The organism is Microbacterium deminutum (assembly GCF_039530205.1).
Classification (GTDB): Bacteria; Actinomycetota; Actinomycetes; order Actinomycetales; family Microbacteriaceae; genus Microbacterium; species Microbacterium deminutum.
The window spans coordinates 41,507-57,412 of sequence record NZ_BAAAOG010000004.1; the positions used below are offsets into that span (position 1 = coordinate 41,507).

Consider the following 15,906-nt stretch of genomic DNA (forward strand, 5'->3'; position numbering starts at 1 on the left):
TCAGAGCAGCGCGCGCGCCCCGTCGATGAAGTCGATGTAGTCCTCGGTGCTGTCGGCGGGTGTGATGGCGCGCAGCACGACCTCGTCCACGGCATCCCGGTATGCCTCGAGGCGCTGCGAGACCAGCTGCCGGCTCGCGTCGAGCACCGTGTCGCCGACCGGCATGCTGTGGCGGGCGAGGTTCGCGGTGTACGAGGGGATGGCGGCGTAGCGCTGCGCCTCGGCATCCAGCCGCTCACGCGCGGCGGGATCGAGAGCGGTGCGGGCATAGAGCGCGACATGGGCACCGGATGCCGCGCCCCGCGCTTCGGCTCCCTGCTCGCGTGCGACCTCGGGCGTCAGCCAGCTGAGCAGCACGCCGTCGGCCGCGGTGACGGCGAGCCGGCGCATCCGTGGACCCAGTGCTCCGACGACGACCCTCGCCGAAAGAGAGTCGCGAAGCTCGGCGACCGCGTCGCCCACGAGGTCGAGCGCGCCGGTCGTCGCGAGGCCCGCGCCGACCCCGATCGTCAGGCGCTCCTGCGGAAGGCCGCGCTCGGCCACGTCGGCGATGATCCGCGCGGGGGAGCGGCGATCCACCGGAAGCACGCCGGTCGCGAGCCCGAGGCGCGTCGTGGCCTTCGCCGCCGCCTGGAGCACCCCGAGAGCGTCGGCCCCGGGGATGTCGTTCACCCATAGCGCGTGGAAGCCCGCCTCTTCGATCGCCGGCGCCAGCCACTCGACGAGTTCCGGCCCGACGGCCGCCGCGACCCCGATGGAGACCAGCCCGCGCGTTGTCACGGTTCCAGCATGCACCCTGACCCGGTGGCTGTACGTGGTGAGGTGCCCGCATCGGGCCCTTCGACGGGTCAGTGACAGGCGTTGACTCCTCCCCAAGTGTGGCTTTATCCGGACTATGAACAGGGAGTAAATCCGGCCTGAACTGGGCCCTTGGCGGCCCGGAATGTCGGAGGCCCTCGCCAGGATGGGTGCGTGGACAACCTCGAAGTCGCCGATCTGGCGAGGCTCGCCGGCCAGGTCGGAGAGGTCGTGGGCCGGTTCGCGCGAGTCGGATTGGAGTCGCTCGCCGACGCTGACGCTGTGCTCCTGCTCACCTTGGCCGGTCGACTTCTGCGCAACACCGAAGCTCTGCTCATCGAGGGCGTCGGCCGGGTGGCAAGTCGCTCCGAGACCGGCGACCGAGAGGCTCGGCTGACATCGCGGTTCGGGTGCCACGACGTGATTGAACTGGTGCAGCGCACCACTCTCCTCAGTGCCCAGTCCGCGTCGCGGCTGCAGCGGGCGGCCCGAGCAGTTGATCGCGAGACATCGACAATCACGGGTGGGAAGCTGCCTGCTCGACTGCCTTCGATCCGCGAGGCGCTCCTCGACGGTGTGGTCGGCGTCGACGGAGTTCTCGCGGTCGCAGGCGCGCTCGCCGATCTCGAGCGACGTGTCGAACGAGATGCCGTGCTGGCCGCCGATCAGGCGCTTGCGGCGACGGCTCGGGGTGACGGTCCGGATGCCGCGCCCGCGGCGAGTGCCGACATCCTCCGCTTGCACGCGACAGCGTGGGCGAGCGCGCTCGACCCAGACGGCAGCGAACCCCGCGAGCGCGAGGCTCTCCATGCGCGCACGATTTCGCTGGGCCGGCCTCGCAGTGGGGTCGTCCCCATCCACGGCGCCCTCCTGCCGGAGGTCGCCGCGCAGTTTCAGCGCATCTGCGACGCACTCTCCCACCCTCGCGGGGATGACGACACAGGCGGCGTGCGCTTCCACCCCGAGGCGGATGGCGCCGCTGACGGGTCCGACTTCGTCCCGCCCGATGAGCGACGCCCGGCACAGCGCCGTCACGATGCGTTGGCCACTGCCCTGTTCGCAGCGGCCGCGAGCGGCACGTTGCCCACCATTGGCGGCTCGGCACCGACGCTCGTCGTCGCGGTTCGCGAATCCGATCTCCTGGACGGGCGTGGGCTGGCGCATTCCGACAGCTGCATCGAGCCGATGCCGATAGGTGCCGCCCATCGAGTCGCCTGCGCCGGCGCGATGCAGCGAATCGTGATCAGCGAAGACGGGCGCATTGTCCAGATCGGCACATAGGAGCGGGTGTTCAACCGCCATCAGCGGCGCGCGATCGCTTTGCGCGACGGTGGCTGCATCATTCCAGGGTGCGCAGTTCCGGCTGCATGGTGTGAAATCCACCATGTCGTCGAGTCCGCGCACGGCGGCCCCACGCACACCGACAACGGCGTGATGCTCTGCTGGTTCCATCACCGATTCCTCGAGTGGCACCAGTGGAAGATCCGCATGAATCGCGGCGTGCCCGAGGTGCAGGCACCGCCGTGGAATGACTCGTCGGGCAGGTGGCGCCCGGTGACGAAATCCGCGATACGCCTGACGGAGCTTCTGGTGAGACGGACGTGATGAAGGCACGCGCGGGCGGGCAGCCTCGGGCCCCAGACGCTTCGGCAGGCTCGGGGATCGCCATCGGGAGGCTCAGGGGATCGATGCCGGGCTACTCCCCCCGCGCCTCGCGCACCAGCTCGGCGTACACCCCGGCGCTCGGCTTCGGCGTGCGCTCGAAGGTTTCGCGGTCCACGCTGTGCAGCCCGAGCTTCGGTCCGTACCCGAAGATCCACTCGAAGTTGTCGATGAGCGTCCAGTGGCAGTAGCCGAGCACGGGGACGCCGGCATCCATCGCCTGCTTGAGCCCCACCAGTGAAGGCTCGATGAAGCCGGCGCGGCGGCTGTCATCCTCCGTGCTCATGCCGTGTTCACTGACCAGCACCGGCCGGCCCGTGACCTCATAGGTGTACTCGACGGCTCCTCGCAGTGAATCGGGTTCGACGCCGCCGTACAGGCCCACGAGTCCTGTGGCCCCGTCCGGCGCGGGCACTGCACCGTCGGGTCCGTAGTAGTAGCGCTCGTAGTTCTGCACGCCGACGAAGTCGTCGTCGCGTGCCAGCTCGAGCCAGTGCTCGTACACCTCGGCGCGCTTGCGGTCGCGGGTCGCCTCGCCTCCGGGAATCGCCACATCGTCCACCATGGCTATCGAGAGTCCGACCGGGAGGTCGTCGCGACGCGCCTTGATCGCGGCTTTGGCCGCTCGGTGTCCGGCTGTCATTCCTGCGCGCATGCCGGCGAAGTCTTCGCGCAGCATCACGTTCGCAGCGCGGTACTTCTCGACGCCGGCCTCGCGAGTGGCGGCTTCCAGCGTCTTGCGCTCGAGCTCGACGACGAACTCGGGCAGGCGGGCCCACGTGAGCATCTCGGGCAGGTCGGGCTCGTTGAACGTGATCGCCAGTGCGATCCGGTCGCCGAAGCGGTCCATCACGACACCGGCATACCGTGCGAACAGGGCGGGCGCCTCGGGGTCGAGCCACGCGCCGCGCCCCGCGAACCAATGCGGCGACGTGAAGTGGTTGAACGTGACGATCGGAGCGAGGCCGCGGGCGCGGCATCCATCGACGACGGCCTCGTAGTGTGCGAGGGCGTCCTCGGAGAATTCGCCTTCGACGGGCTCGATGCGCGCCCACTCCACCGAGAAGCGGTAGGCGTTCAGGCCCATGCCGGCGACCAGGTCGAGATCGGATTCCCACAGCTCCCATCCGTTCGCGGCCTTGCCGGAACGGTCCTGGAACACCGAAGGGGTCACGTTCTCGAGGAACCACGTGTCGCTGTCGACGTTGTCGCCCTCGTTCTGGTGGCCGGCGGTCGCCACACCCCAGAGGAAGTCAGCGGGGAAGGTGGGAACGGTCATAGTGGTGCCTTTCGAAGGGTCAGTATGGGAGTTGGAACGACGGCGTGCGGATGGTGTCGGGGATGCCCACGCGTGTCGAGGTGAACAGGGCGCTGCCGGCATCGCCGATTGCGGCGAGGGCGAAGTTCACGTTCGTGAACCACTCGATCGCTTCGGCCGACAGCAGGCGGGCGCCGCCCGTGCCCACGGGCAGCCAGCTGTCGTCGAGCTGCATTTCGAAGATGTACTCGAGCGCGGATGCTGTGATCCGCAGCCGGATCGCGTGATCGCCCGGTAACGCCGCCCAGGTCTCGGTCGAGAGATCGTCGACGACGCGACGGAACCGGATGCGGCGCTCGTCTCCGTGGCCCGTCACGAGCGCGGAGTAGTGATGCGTGGAGTTCGCGTAGACGGCCACGCCCGCGATCACCCCGGCATCGGACTCGATCGTCGACTCGAAGGTCTGGTCGTACTCGGATTGCGCGCGCAGCAGCGCGCCGAGCAGGGGGCGGGCCGTGAGATCGGCCCCGGCCGGCAGACGGATGGCGCGGTCGTCGGCTCGTGGATCGAGACGCGGATCGGGTCCGCCCAGCGTGCGCCAACCGCGCAGCCACAGGGAGTCTCGGACCTTGTGGTCCGTGTCGGGCCGACCGCCGCCCGGCAGTGTCACCCCTTCGTAGGCCGGTTCGGTGCCGCGGTTGACGGCCGAGGGCCAGCCGCCGTCGGGCCACTCGATCGGGGTGAGAAAGGTCTCGCGACCCAGCAGATGGTGGCTCGCGAACGGCGATTGCCGGGTGCCGAGCGACAACGCCCACCAATTGCCTGCCCCGTCGTCGATGAGCTCTGCGTGGCCGACCGTCTGGATCGGATGCGCGACGCGGTGGCGGTGCGTGAGGATCGGTCCGTCCGGCGCGGGCTCGAATGGGCCCCACGGCGTGCGGCCACGGCCGATCGTCTGCATGTGGCCTTTCCAGCTGCTGCCTTCGGCGGCCGTGAGGTAGTACCAATCACCGCGACGGTACAGGTGCGGTCCTTCGATGTCGTTGCTCTCGAATCCGCGGTTGTTCGCCGTGATCGCGTGGAACTCGCCCAGGGCGCCGCTGTCGAGGTCGATCGTGGTCTGCACGATGGGGCCGAGATCGCCATCCGGGCGGAACTCGAGTGTGCGCCGCGTGTAGTACCACTGCCCGTCCTCGTCGCGGAAGAGGGACGGGTCGAAGGCTTCGCGGTCCAGCCACACCGCATCGGACCACTCGCCCGCCGGGTCGTCGGCGCGCAGCAGGAAGTTCCCCTGTTCGTCCGCCTGGTTCGTGCACACGAGGTGGAACACACCGTCGTGGTGCCGGAGCGTCGGCGCGAACAGGTTGACAGGGCCGGATTCGCCGTCGCGGCGATACTGAGCAGGCCGCGTCGCGGCGAATCCGATCGTGCGCCAGTTCACGAGGTCGGTTGAATGCGAGATCGGTATGCCCGGCAGGAATCCGAAGCTCGAGTTGGCGAGGAAGTAGTCGTCGCCGACGCGGACGGCGCTCGGATCGGGGGCATGGCCACGGATCACCGGGTTGCGGTAGCCGGTCATGTGGCCTCCTCCGATCGGGCGGCCGGATTGAGGAGGGATGCCGTGAACGCGTGCCGCCCCTCCGCCACCGTGCGGCGTGCTCCATCAGGCAATGCAACGGTCGCCATCGTGCTGTCCGGGATCTCGACCTCGAGAGTGAACGTGCCGTCGTCGACGCGCCACTCCGAGCGGAGGGGGCCGCGGGGCGTGTCGATCGCGGCGCGCGCCCACGCCAGCCCCCCGCCGGGGACGGGCGCGATCCGCACGCGACGGAACGCAGCGGATGCGGCATCCGGGTTCGCGTCGAGGCGGATGCCGGCCACGTGCGTGTACAGGAATGAGACCACGGCGGCCTTGCTGTAGTGATTGAGCGAGCCGCGCACGGCGCCGTCGTCGCCGACGGCATCCCACCACTCCCACGCCGTCGTCGCGCCCCGATCGAGCATGCCGAGCCACGACGGGATGCCGGTCGAGAGCAGCGTCGCATACGCCGTCTCGACCTGGCCGTTGTCGGCGAGGGCCGGCAGCAGCTGCCCGGTGCTGAGGAATCCGGTGCCGAGGTGACCGCCGGCCTCGGCGATGAGCTCGGCCAGCCGCTCGGCGGCGAGCGGACGGTCCTCGGAGGCGAACAGCTCGAATGCGAGACCCCGGGTGTAGTTCGCCTGGGACTCGATGGCGAGGCGGCCAGGCGTGGTGACGAACTCGGCGCGCCACGCCGCGAGGGCACCGGCGGCGATACCCTGCGCCCAGGTCGCGACCTCGCCGTCGCCGACGACGGTGGCGCTCGCCGCCAGCAGCGCCGCCGACCGGTGCAGGAACGCCGTGGCGACGATGCTGTGGTCGGCGGTCGGATCCGGCCGTGGCGGCACGCCGGGCTCGAGCCACTCGCCGAAGTGGAACCCCGTGTCCCAGAGGTACGGCTCGTGAGGGGCCGCCTGGGGGCGGGAAGATGAGCGTTCCGGATGCCGGCCCCCGGCCGCCGCGCCGGCGGCGTACTCGACCCAGCGGCGCATCGACGGCAGGCGGCGGCGCAGGGCTTCGAGGTCGCCGTAGTGACGCCAGAGCTCCCACGGCACCAGCACCGCGGCATCCCCCCACCCGGCGGAGCCTGCCGACAGGTCTTCGAACACGACGCCGGAGGGGCCGTCGCCGGCAGGGTTCGGGATCACGGTCGGCACCCGGCCGTCGGGCCACTGATCGGCGGCGAGGTCGTCGAGCCACTTCGCCGAGAAGGCCTCGACGTCGTAGAGCATCGCGGCCGTGTCGACGAACACCTGCCAGTCGCCGGTGAACCCCGAGCGTTCGCGCTGAGGGCAGTCGGTCGGGATGTCGCACGCGTTGCCTCGCAGGCTCCACACCGCGAGGTCGTGCAGCGCGTCGAGTCGCTCGTCGCTGCAGGCGAATTCGCCGGCGGGCCGAAGATCGCTGTGCACGACGACGGCGCGCACGGCCTCGGCATCCCAGCCGCCCGGAACCCCGTCGATCTGCACATAACGGAAGCCGTGGGTCGTGTGCCGCGGCTCGAAGACTTCGCCCTCGCGGCCCGCCGAGACGACGTCGTCGACCTGGCCGGCCGGCAGCCGCTCGCCCGTCGCGAACACGAAGGCTCGCAGGTTCTCCATCGACACGAGCCCGTCCGCGTCGAGCACCTCGCCGTGCGTGAGCCTGAGATGGGTGTTGCGCGGGCCGAGGTCGGCGATGCGGAGCCAGCCGTTGATGTCGCGCCCGACGTCGATCACGACTGTTCCCGGTCGCGGGCGGGTGGCCGCAGTGGGGGCGAGCGTCTCGATACGGCGGACGCGGACATCGGATGCCTCGACCAGCCGGTCGCGGTCGTCGTAAAGTCCTCCGGCGGCGACGGAGACCGGAGACCACGGGCGGTCGCCCTCCACGAGCCGGAAGTCGGTCGCCTGCCCGTCCATGAGGTCGGCCCGGGTGATGGCGCTCGCGCGGGACTGCCATGCGGCATCCGTCGCGACGCGGACATTCCCCGCCTCGATCGCGAGCAGCAGGGCGGTCTCATCGCCGAAGCCGTCCGGGCGCCGCTCGAAGCCGTGCCGGCCGCGGAACCAGCCGTCGCTGAGCAGCGCCTCGACGCGGTTCGAGCCCGGCCGCAGCAGTGCCGCGATGTCGTACGAGAACACCTGCAGGCGCTTGCGGTACGACGTGAAGCCCGGGACGAGTTCGTCGTCACCCACCCGCACCCCGTTGAGGAACACCTCGACGAGTCCGTGCGCCGTGACGGCCATGGTCGCCGATTCGGGGACCATGGCGAGTTCGAAGTCCCGGCTCAGCTCGTACGCAGGACGGAGCCCGGCGGCGGGCGCGTCCTCTTCGTGCGGGCGGATCCAGGTGGCCGACGCGATGGTGTCGACGCTCACAAGCCCAGCTTGTCTCTCAGATACGCGACCGCCCGCTCGATCTGGGGCATCGGGTCGGTGCCGAGGAACACGTGATCCGCGCCCGGCACCCGCACGAGCTCGACCTCGGCGCCTGCAGCCTCGAGCGCGGTGAGAAGCTGCTCGCTCTGGCCGATCGGCACGAGGGCATCGTCCTCCCCGTGGATGAGCAGGAACGGGGGTGCGTCCGCCGTGACGTGCGTTACCGGCGAGACGAGCCGACGCGCCTCGTCTCGGGGGAGTGGGGAAGCCGCGAGCAGCACGTCGATGGGCTCAGCCGCCCCGGGATCGCCTTTCGCCCTCAGCTCCTCGATCCACTCCTGCGGCATCGCATCGAAGAACGACGGCAGGATGTCGACATCCGCGACCCCGTAGAAGTCGACAACGACGCTCACAGAGCTGGCCGGGCCTACGACTCCGTCGGCCCCCTCCAGCTCGGGGTCGTCGATCAGGGCGACGAGCGCCGCGAGGTGGCCGCCGGCGGACTCGCCCCAGACTCCGAGCCGGGTGGGGTCGATGCCGACCTGGCCGGCGAAGTGCCGGAGATACCGGATCGCGGCCTTCGCGTCGTGCAGCTGCGCCGGGAACGGCGCTTCGCGCGAGTGCCGGTAGTCGATGGACGCGACGGCGAGCCCGGCATCCACGGCTGCCTGGAAGAGCGCGCCCGCAGGCCAGTAGTCCGGCGGCGCCAGGCGGGTGCCGAAGAGCCATGCTCCACCGTGGATCCAGACGACGCAGGGCACGGGTCCCGAGCGATCGGCCGGCACGTACAGGTCGAGCTGCAGGGGACGGTACCCGTCAGGCATCGAGTACGTGAGTGCGCGATGGATGTCGGCTCGCGACGGATGCTGGAGCTCGGCCTCGCCCGGGGCGAAGAACGCGGGCGGCTGGAAGCCCGGATCGTCCTCGTTGACGGCGTAGCGTGCAGCATCCGTGTCTGTCATTTCGCTCCTTCGCGACGGTGGTTGTTCTTGTTGATGGTGCGAGGTGTGATCAGATCCGGAATACGCGCAGCTGCAGCGCGAGGAGCGCGTAGTACCCGACGAGCGTCGCGAGTTCGAACACCGTCTCGTGCGAGACGGTCGGGGCGACATCCGCCCACAGCGCATCGTCGACATCACCACGAGCCATCGCGTGGGCCAAGCGGGTGCAGGCGTCCTCACGCGGATCCTCGAGGGAGGGGATGCCGCCGTTGCGGACGGCGCTGAGCTCGTCATCGTCGAGCCCGGCCGCCCGGCCCACGGCCTCGTGTGCCATGCGCTCGAACTCGCTGTCCCACCGCGCGGCAACGACGAGGATCGCGAGTTCGCGCTCGCGATCGGTCAGCGACGTCTCGTACCTGACGGCGGCGCCGAGCGCCTGCACGGCCCTCCCGAGCGGAGGAACGAGGAGGAGGGCGTTGAAGGGGCCCGTCAGCGACCCGTCCGGGTTGGTCAGCGCGAAATGCTGCGGCCCCGCGGCGCGCGGACCGCCGACGATCGCACCGTAGAGTTCGTGCTGTTCGGGGGTCATCATGCCGGGTGTCAGCAAGGGGAGTCGCCCGGAGATGTCCACCATATCGAAAGCATAACGCATCGCTTCACCTGGTGAAAGTGCTATTCAAACAATGAAAAGTCTGGTAGAAACGACTGCAACAGCTCGGCGCCCGGCCGATCGCGACGCAAAGGTGCACGCCATGTCCCGCAGCAAGAGTCCCGTCCGTTCCGTCCTGCGGCCACTGGCCGTGGCCCTCACCATCGCCGTCGGCCTGTCGCTGGCGGCCTGCAGCAGCGGTGGAGGCACCGCCGCCCCGTCCGCGAGTTCGTCCGGATCCACCGCCGCCAAGCCGCTGCGCATCGGCTTCTCGCCGTTCTCGATGCAGATCCCGGCCTTCATCGGCATGTCTCAGGGCATGACCGCCATGGCGCAGGCGCAGGGCGACACGGTGATCACCGCCGACGCCAAGGGCGACCCCTCGACACAGCAGCAGCAGATCCAGCAGTGGGTGGATCTCGGCCAGGTCGACGCGATCTGGGTCATTCCGCAATCCGCTCCCGCCGTGGCGTCGGCGCTGAAGTCGGCGCTCGACAAGGGGATCGTCGTCCTCGCAGCGGGCGTCCCGGCTGACTACGGCATGCAGGACGGCGCCGCCGGCATCACCTTCAGCAACACCGACAACAAGGCGTACGGCACGCAGATCGGCACCCTCACCTCGGACTGCATCAACAAGCGGCTCGACGGCAAGGGCCAGATCATCTTCCTGAAGAGCCCCAGCGGCGCGCAGAGCACGGCCGCGATCAACGACGCCATCAAGGCCGCGGTGGCGGCGGGCTCGCCCGACGCGACATTCGTCAACGAGCAGGATGCCAAGGACCGCCTCGGCTCGCAGCAGATCGTCTCGAGCGCCCTGCAGGCCTCGCCCGACGCCAACTCGATGATCGCGACCGACGACGAGTCGAGCCTCGGCGGACTGGATGCGTTCAAGGCCGCGGGCAAAGACCCGTCGAAGCTGTGCATCGTCGGAGCCGGCGGCAACGATGAGGCCAAGGCCGCCGTCGCCAACGGCGAGTTCTACGCCGAGGTCGCGTTCGACTTCCAGAAGGACATCGCACAGAACCTCGCCGAACTGCACACCCTCGCCGCAGACCCGTCGGCACCCGGACAGCAGCTGACCATTCCGATCACCGTCATCCAGAAGTAGACGGTCCAAGGGAAGAGACAGGATGACGATGACCGACCAGCAGAACGACGCCACCTCCGCGGGGGCCACGCCCCGCGGAGGGGTGGCCAGCGAGACGCGCGCGTTCCCCGCCATCGACACGAGCGGTGGCACCGGAGTGAAGGTGCTCATCTTCTTGCGCAACTGGGGCATCCTCGTGCTCTGGCTGCTGCTGGTCGTCATCTTCGCCTTCTGGGCGAGCCCCTATTTCTTCACCATCGCCAATGCGGCGCTCGTGGCGAACGCGGCGGCGCTGACGGCCATCTTCGCGGCGGCGGTCGGCTTCGGCATCCTGAGCGGCGCGCTCGACCTGTCGATCCCCGGCTCCGCGACCATGGCGGCCGTCGTCGCCGCGCTCATCATCAAGTCGGGTGCGCCGGTCTGGCTCGGCCTCGCCGCCGCGATCGCGGTCGGTGTCGCCGTCGGGGCGGTGAACGGCACCCTCGTGCAGCGCGGCCTCAACCCGCTCGTGGTGACGATCGCGTCGCTGACGGTGCTGACGGGCCTCGCACAGGTCGCATCCGGCGGCGTGCCGGTCACCGGGATCGACCAGCTCACCTGGATGGGCAACACCCGCTACTGGGGGATTCCCGCGCCCGTGATCGTCGTCGGCGTGGTCTACCTCGTCGGCTGGTTCTATCTGACGCAGACCCGCTCGGGCGTGCGCGTGATGGCGGTCGGCGGCAACATCGAGGCCGTCCGCCGCGTCGGCATCCGGGCGGATCGCTACCGCATCCTCGGCTTCATCCTCTCCGGCATCTGTGCCGCGATCGGCGGCGTGCTGGTGATGGCGACGACGACGCAGGCATCTCCGAACCCGAGCGTCGACCTGCTGTTCAGCGCCATCACGGCGGTGGCTCTGTCGGGCATGCCACTCACCGGCGGCCGCGGCAGCCTGCCGCGGGTCCTCGTCGGCGCGATCATCATCGCGACGATCGCGAGCGCGCTCATCATCCGCGGCATCCCGCCCTACTGGGCGACGATCGTCACCGGCGTGCTGCTGATCCTCGCGCTCTCGTTCGAGCGGGTGATGTCGGCCGCTGTCGCGAAGCGGCTCGCGCCGCCGCCGAGCGCCACTCTCGCGGACCCCAAGCCGGCATCCGTCGTCACCCCTCAGGAGGCATGACATGGCCGTCATTTCGACCACGCCAGGGCTGCGGCTCACCGGCATCGACCTCAACTACGGCTTCGTCAAGGCGCTCGACGGCGTCGACTTCGAGGTGCACCCTGGTGAAGTCGTCGCCGTCCTCGGCGACAACGGCGCGGGCAAGTCGACGCTCCTGAAGGTCATGTCGGGGGCTCACCGCCCCTCGGCAGGACAGATCGAAGTCGGTGGCACGCCGAAGGACTTCCGCTCGCCACGGGATGCGGCCGACGCCGGGGTGCAGATGGTCTATCAGGACCTCGCGCTCATCGACGCCGCCGACATCGCGACGAACCTCACGCTCGGGCGCGAACCGGTGCGCAAGGGTCCGCTCGGCTGGCTCGGCATCCTCGACAAGAAGGCCATGCGCCGCGAGGCGCGACGCGAACTCGAGGCCCTGCGGGTGACCACGGCGCCGGTCACCCGGCCGGTCGAGATGCTCTCCGGCGGACAGCGGCAGGTCGTCGCGCTCGCACGTTCGGCCGTGAGGGTCAGCTCGAGCGGTACCGGCGCACTGCTGCTCGACGAGCCGACAGCGGCCCTGGGCTACGCGCAGACCAGGCAGGTCGAGGACCTCATCAAGCGGATGGCCGAGCGCGGCATCGCCGTGGTCGTCGTCACCCACAACCTGCCGCTCTGCTTCGAGGTCGCGAACCGCATCGTGGTGCTCAACCGCGGACGCAAGGTGGCGGACGTCCCGATCACCGAGACCGACAACGACGCGGTCGTCGGCTGGATCACCGGCGCCAAGCCGCCGCAGCCCGACCTCGTCCGCGCCGACGTCTGACATTCCCCATGCGAGTGCTGGGGCTGTCCGCCGGCAATGCGGGCGGGAGCGCTGAGATCCTCCTCAAGGAGGCGCTTCGCGGTGCGTCCGATGCCGGCGGCGAGGTGGACCTCGTGCGGATCGGCGATCTCGACCTCAGCGCGGGCCCGAGCGCGGCATCCGACGATGCCGACTGGTTCTGGGATCGCCTCATGCGCAGCGACGGGCTCGTCGTCTCGTCGCCGATCTACTCGCGCACGATTCCCGGGCTGCTGCGACTGCTCGGCGACAAGATCTCCGGCCCGCAGGCGGATGTCGCCTTCACCTCCGAGCTGCTGCGGATGCGGGACGAGGGCGTGCCGATCGCCGTCGACTTCGCCATCGACGAGCGGGTGCTGCGCCCTCGGGTCGCCGGGTTCATCGCGGTCGGCGGGTCGATCCCGCCTCGCTGGAAGACGCTCGCGCTGCCCCTCATGCACACGCTCACGGCATCGGCGCAGATCGCCGTGGTCGACCAGGTCGAGTTCGCGGGAGCCGGGAGCCCGGCATCCATCGTCCTCGATCCGGCGGCGCTGCAGCGGGCCCGAGCGCTCGGCGGCCATGTCGGCTCGCAGCTCGGAGCAGCCTACGACGATGCCGTCTACCGGGGCGATCCCGGCGCGTGCCCGCTGTGCCACCTGTCGGTGTTCGCGCTCCGCGCCGACCGCGCCGAGTGCGCCACATGCGGAGCCGTCGGGCGCCTCCGCGACACCGGTGGCGGCGTGGAGTTCGAGCTGACCGACGACGGGCGACGGCAGTCGATCCTGGCATGGGACGAAAAGCTCGACCATTTCCACGAAGTGCAGCAGACCGCCGCCCGCCACGCGCCGGAACGGGCGCGCATCGCGGAACTCGCAGCTCGCTATGCGGAGTGGGACCCTGTCATCCGTCCACCGCGCGTGTGAGTCGAGCGGGCCTACTCCGCCCGCATCCGGGTGGAGATCTCGGATGCCGCCGCTCGCGCCTGCTCGAGGATCGTGCCCTTCAGCGATGCGAGGTCGTGACGGCTCACCGATACGGCCACGTTGATGGCGGCGATCGGGTCGGGTCCCCGCCCGTATACCGGTACCGACACCGATCGCAGGCCGCCCGCGAGCTCCTGGTCCTGAATGGCGTACCCCTGCGCGCGGATCTCGGCGAGCTGTGCGTCGAAGTCGGCGCGACTCGTGACGGCGTTGGGTCCGAAGCCCGAGGCGAAGGGGTCTTTGCCGATCCGGCGAGTGACCTCCGAGGCCGGCAGGTAGGCGAGGAGCAGCTTGCCCATCGAGGTGTAGACGGCGGGCAGCGTCGACCCGACCTGGATGTTGGCGGTGACGATGTCGGCGTTCCGGTAGCGCGCCAGGTAGAGCACCCGGTCTCCCTGGAGGACGCCGAGGTTTACCGTCTCGCCGGTGGCCTGGCCGAGCGAGCGCAGCGGGCGTTCGCTCGCCTCGACGACCCCCGAACCGCGCAGGGCCGCCGAGCCGAGGGTCAGCACCGCGACACCGGGGTGCAGCAGTCCGTCCTCCGTGCGGTCGAGGAACCCCTCTTCTTCGAGCGTCGCGACGATGCGGAACGCGGTGGGCATCGGGATGCCGGTCCGCTCCGAGATCTCGCGCAGGCGCAGCGCGTTCGAGGTCTCGTCGAAGAGCCGCAGCACCTGGAGGCCCTTGGCCAGTGCCTCGATGCGGTACTGGCTGCGCCCGGAGGCACTGGCCGCGTCATCCGTCACGGGGACACCTCTCTGCCGCGGCGGAGAGCCCCCGCACGACGCTTCGCTGAAGCACGCTTTCACCTGGCACAACCGACGGTAGGGCCGTGCGGCGACGGTGTCAAACGCGCCGGAGTGCGCGCGAGCCGTCCGATTGACACGATCCGGCGTGGCGGCTACGCTTCTCATTAGTAGAAACTCACTTTCAAACAATGAAAGTCTAGTGACAGTGAAGTTGAGGACGACGCCGATGACGACACAGGCGATCAACGTCGAGACCAGTTCCTGGCTGGGGCTCGAAGGAGCCCGGGTGCTGATCGCCGGTGCGGGCGGGATCGGCGGCGCGTGCGCCCTGGCCTACCTCGCCGAGGGGGCTCGAGTGCTCGTCGTCGATCTCGACCAGGAGGCTCTCGACGCACTCGCGGGGGAGCCTGAAGCGGCGGAAGGCGACGCCTCGTTCCTGCGCGCCGACCTCACCGAGCATGGCGCCGGCGAAAAGGTGGTCGCAGCGGCCATCGAGGCGCTCGGCGGCCTGGACATCATGCTCCACGCCGTCGGCATCAACGACCGTCGCCCGATCCTCGACTTCAGCGAGGACGAATGGGACCACATCCTCCGGGTGAACCTCTCGTCCCTGTTCGGGCTGGCGCAGGCGGCCGGGCGCCACATGGTCGAGCAGGGTCACGGCCGTGTGCTCGCATTGTCGAGCGTGTCCGGGCTGCTCGCCCACCACTCGCACGGTCCCTACGCGGCGTCCAAGGGCGGCATCAACCAGCTGCTGCGGGTCATGGCGCGCGAGTGGGCCTCGTCCGGCGTGACGGTCAACGCGCTCGCTCCCGGCTACGTCGAGACGCCGCTCACGGCGCATCATCTCTCCAAGCCGGGCAAGCGCGAAGAGCTCGAGGGCCTCGTCCCCGCCGGGCGGCTCGGCACGCCCGATGAGCTCACCGGACCCGCGCTCTTCCTGTCCTCACGGCACGCCGGGTTCATCACTGGGCACGTGCTCTACATCGACGGTGGCCGTACCCTCGTCTGAGTCCGGGCCACGGCCCGACAGAACGGAGCAGAACATGACGGATGCAGCATCCGCCCCCCAGATCTTCCCCCGCTTCGCGGGCAAGACCGTGCTCGTCACGGGCGCCGGCACCGGCTTCGGCGCCGAGATCGCCGTGCGCGCCGCGCAGGAGGGCGCCAAGGTCGCGATCCACTACAACTCCTCTCGCGCCGGCGCCGAGCGCACGCTCGAGCGGGTTCGCGAGGCCGGCAGCGACGGCATCCTGGTGCAGGCGAACATCTCGACGTGGGACGCCATCAAGCGCATGGCCGACGAGGTCTGGGCGGCATTGGGCACACTGGACGTGCTCGTCAACAACGTCGGCGACGTCTCGAGCGAGCAGATGAACTGGGACGAGCTGACCCAGGAGGCCCTCGACGCCGTCATCGACATCGACGTCAAGGGCACGCTGCTGATGACCCACGAGTTCGGCGCCCGGATGCTGGAGCAGGGCCACGGCAGCATCGTCCAGGTCGGCTCGACCGTCATCGTGCGCGGTTCCGCCCGGGCGCCGCAGTACGCGGCTGCCAAGTACGCCATCCTCGGCATCACGAAGTCCTACGCCAAGGCGTTCGCCCCCGCAGTGCGCGTCAACACGTTCGCTCCGGGATTCATGGAGACCGAGCGTCTGCTGAACCGCGAGGACTGGAAGAGCGGACGCCGCGAGGTGCTGCTCTCGCAGACGCCGATGGGCGTCATCCCGCCTCCGGAGTTCGTCGCCGGCACGTGCCTGTGGCTTGCGACCGACGAGGCCGCGCACCTGACCGGCGGCTACATGCTCGCCGACGGCGGCTTCAACATGGTCGGAGCCTGACCGCCGCTCGCTCCGCCCCGCACCTG

Annotated in this window: 14 protein-coding genes; 7 read left to right on the forward strand and 7 right to left on the reverse strand. The window is 69.8% G+C overall.

Translation table 11 applies throughout. The features are described 5' to 3' along the window. A complete protein-coding gene (locus ABD212_RS11765) occupies positions 1-780 on the reverse strand; it encodes an LLM class flavin-dependent oxidoreductase (protein ID WP_344094828.1) in 780 nt (259 codons plus the stop codon). A 192-nt stretch (positions 781-972) separates the two neighbouring features. On the opposite strand from ABD212_RS11765, the gene ABD212_RS11770 reads away from it, so the two are divergent. Then, positions 973-2,079 (forward strand): DUF222 domain-containing protein, encoded by a 1,107-nt coding sequence (locus tag ABD212_RS11770; protein WP_344094830.1) that lies wholly within the window; start codon positions 973-975, stop codon positions 2,077-2,079. 415 nt (positions 2,080-2,494) lie between these two features. Here the strand turns inward: ABD212_RS11770 and ABD212_RS11775 are convergent, their stop codons facing one another. Genes ABD212_RS11775 through ABD212_RS11795 form a run of 5 tightly spaced genes read right to left on the reverse strand, consistent with a single transcriptional unit; the run spans position 2,495 to position 9,232 of the window. After that, positions 2,495-3,739: a glycoside hydrolase family 1 protein gene (locus tag ABD212_RS11775; RefSeq protein WP_344094832.1), complete on the reverse strand. Its 1,245-nt coding sequence runs from the start codon at positions 3,737-3,739 to the stop codon at positions 2,495-2,497. Between the two features lie 19 nt (positions 3,740-3,758). Then, positions 3,759-5,297, reverse strand: a complete 1,539-nt coding sequence (locus tag ABD212_RS11780) for a glycoside hydrolase family 43 protein (RefSeq protein ID WP_344094834.1) — start codon at positions 5,295-5,297, stop codon at positions 3,759-3,761. Then, on the reverse strand, positions 5,294-7,657 hold the full coding sequence (locus ABD212_RS11785; protein ID WP_344094836.1) for a family 78 glycoside hydrolase catalytic domain: 2,364 nt from the start codon (positions 7,655-7,657) through the stop codon (positions 5,294-5,296). The genes ABD212_RS11780 and ABD212_RS11785 overlap by 4 nt, the downstream gene beginning before the upstream one ends. Next, complete coding sequence (locus tag ABD212_RS11790) at positions 7,654-8,619, reverse strand: alpha/beta hydrolase fold domain-containing protein (protein WP_344094838.1); 966 nt, start codon at positions 8,617-8,619, stop codon at positions 7,654-7,656. The genes ABD212_RS11785 and ABD212_RS11790 overlap by 4 nt, the downstream gene beginning before the upstream one ends. A 49-nt stretch (positions 8,620-8,668) precedes the next feature. Next, complete coding sequence (locus ABD212_RS11795) at positions 8,669-9,232, reverse strand: carboxymuconolactone decarboxylase family protein (RefSeq protein ID WP_344094840.1); 564 nt, start codon at positions 9,230-9,232, stop codon at positions 8,669-8,671. A 118-nt stretch (positions 9,233-9,350) separates the two neighbouring features. On the opposite strand from ABD212_RS11795, the gene ABD212_RS11800 reads away from it, so the two are divergent. The 4 genes from ABD212_RS11800 to ABD212_RS11815 are packed head-to-tail and all read left to right on the forward strand — an operon-like array spanning position 9,351 to position 13,227. Beyond that, positions 9,351-10,355 (forward strand): sugar ABC transporter substrate-binding protein, encoded by a 1,005-nt coding sequence (locus ABD212_RS11800; RefSeq protein ID WP_344094842.1) that lies wholly within the window; start codon positions 9,351-9,353, stop codon positions 10,353-10,355. A gap of 28 nt (positions 10,356-10,383) precedes the next feature. After that, positions 10,384-11,499, forward strand: a complete 1,116-nt coding sequence (locus ABD212_RS11805; RefSeq protein ID WP_344094844.1) for an ABC transporter permease — start codon at positions 10,384-10,386, stop codon at positions 11,497-11,499. 1 nt (position 11,500) lies between these two features. Further along, positions 11,501-12,304: an ATP-binding cassette domain-containing protein gene (locus ABD212_RS11810; protein ID WP_344094846.1), complete on the forward strand. Its 804-nt coding sequence runs from the start codon at positions 11,501-11,503 to the stop codon at positions 12,302-12,304. Between the two features lie 8 nt (positions 12,305-12,312). Beyond that, a complete protein-coding gene (locus tag ABD212_RS11815) occupies positions 12,313-13,227 on the forward strand; it encodes a flavodoxin family protein (protein WP_344094848.1) in 915 nt (304 codons plus the stop codon). A gap of 11 nt (positions 13,228-13,238) precedes the next feature. Here the strand turns inward: ABD212_RS11815 and ABD212_RS11820 are convergent, their stop codons facing one another. Next, a complete protein-coding gene (locus ABD212_RS11820; RefSeq protein WP_344094850.1) occupies positions 13,239-14,033 on the reverse strand; it encodes an IclR family transcriptional regulator in 795 nt (264 codons plus the stop codon). Between the two features lie 229 nt (positions 14,034-14,262). On the opposite strand from ABD212_RS11820, the gene ABD212_RS11825 reads away from it, so the two are divergent. Together ABD212_RS11825 and ABD212_RS11830 are read left to right on the forward strand one after the other, a co-directional pair. Then, positions 14,263-15,048: an SDR family NAD(P)-dependent oxidoreductase gene (locus tag ABD212_RS11825; protein WP_344094852.1), complete on the forward strand. Its 786-nt coding sequence runs from the start codon at positions 14,263-14,265 to the stop codon at positions 15,046-15,048. 34 nt (positions 15,049-15,082) lie between these two features. Beyond that, complete coding sequence (locus ABD212_RS11830) at positions 15,083-15,880, forward strand: SDR family NAD(P)-dependent oxidoreductase (RefSeq protein WP_344094854.1); 798 nt, start codon at positions 15,083-15,085, stop codon at positions 15,878-15,880. Positions 15,881-15,906 lie beyond the last annotated feature (26 nt).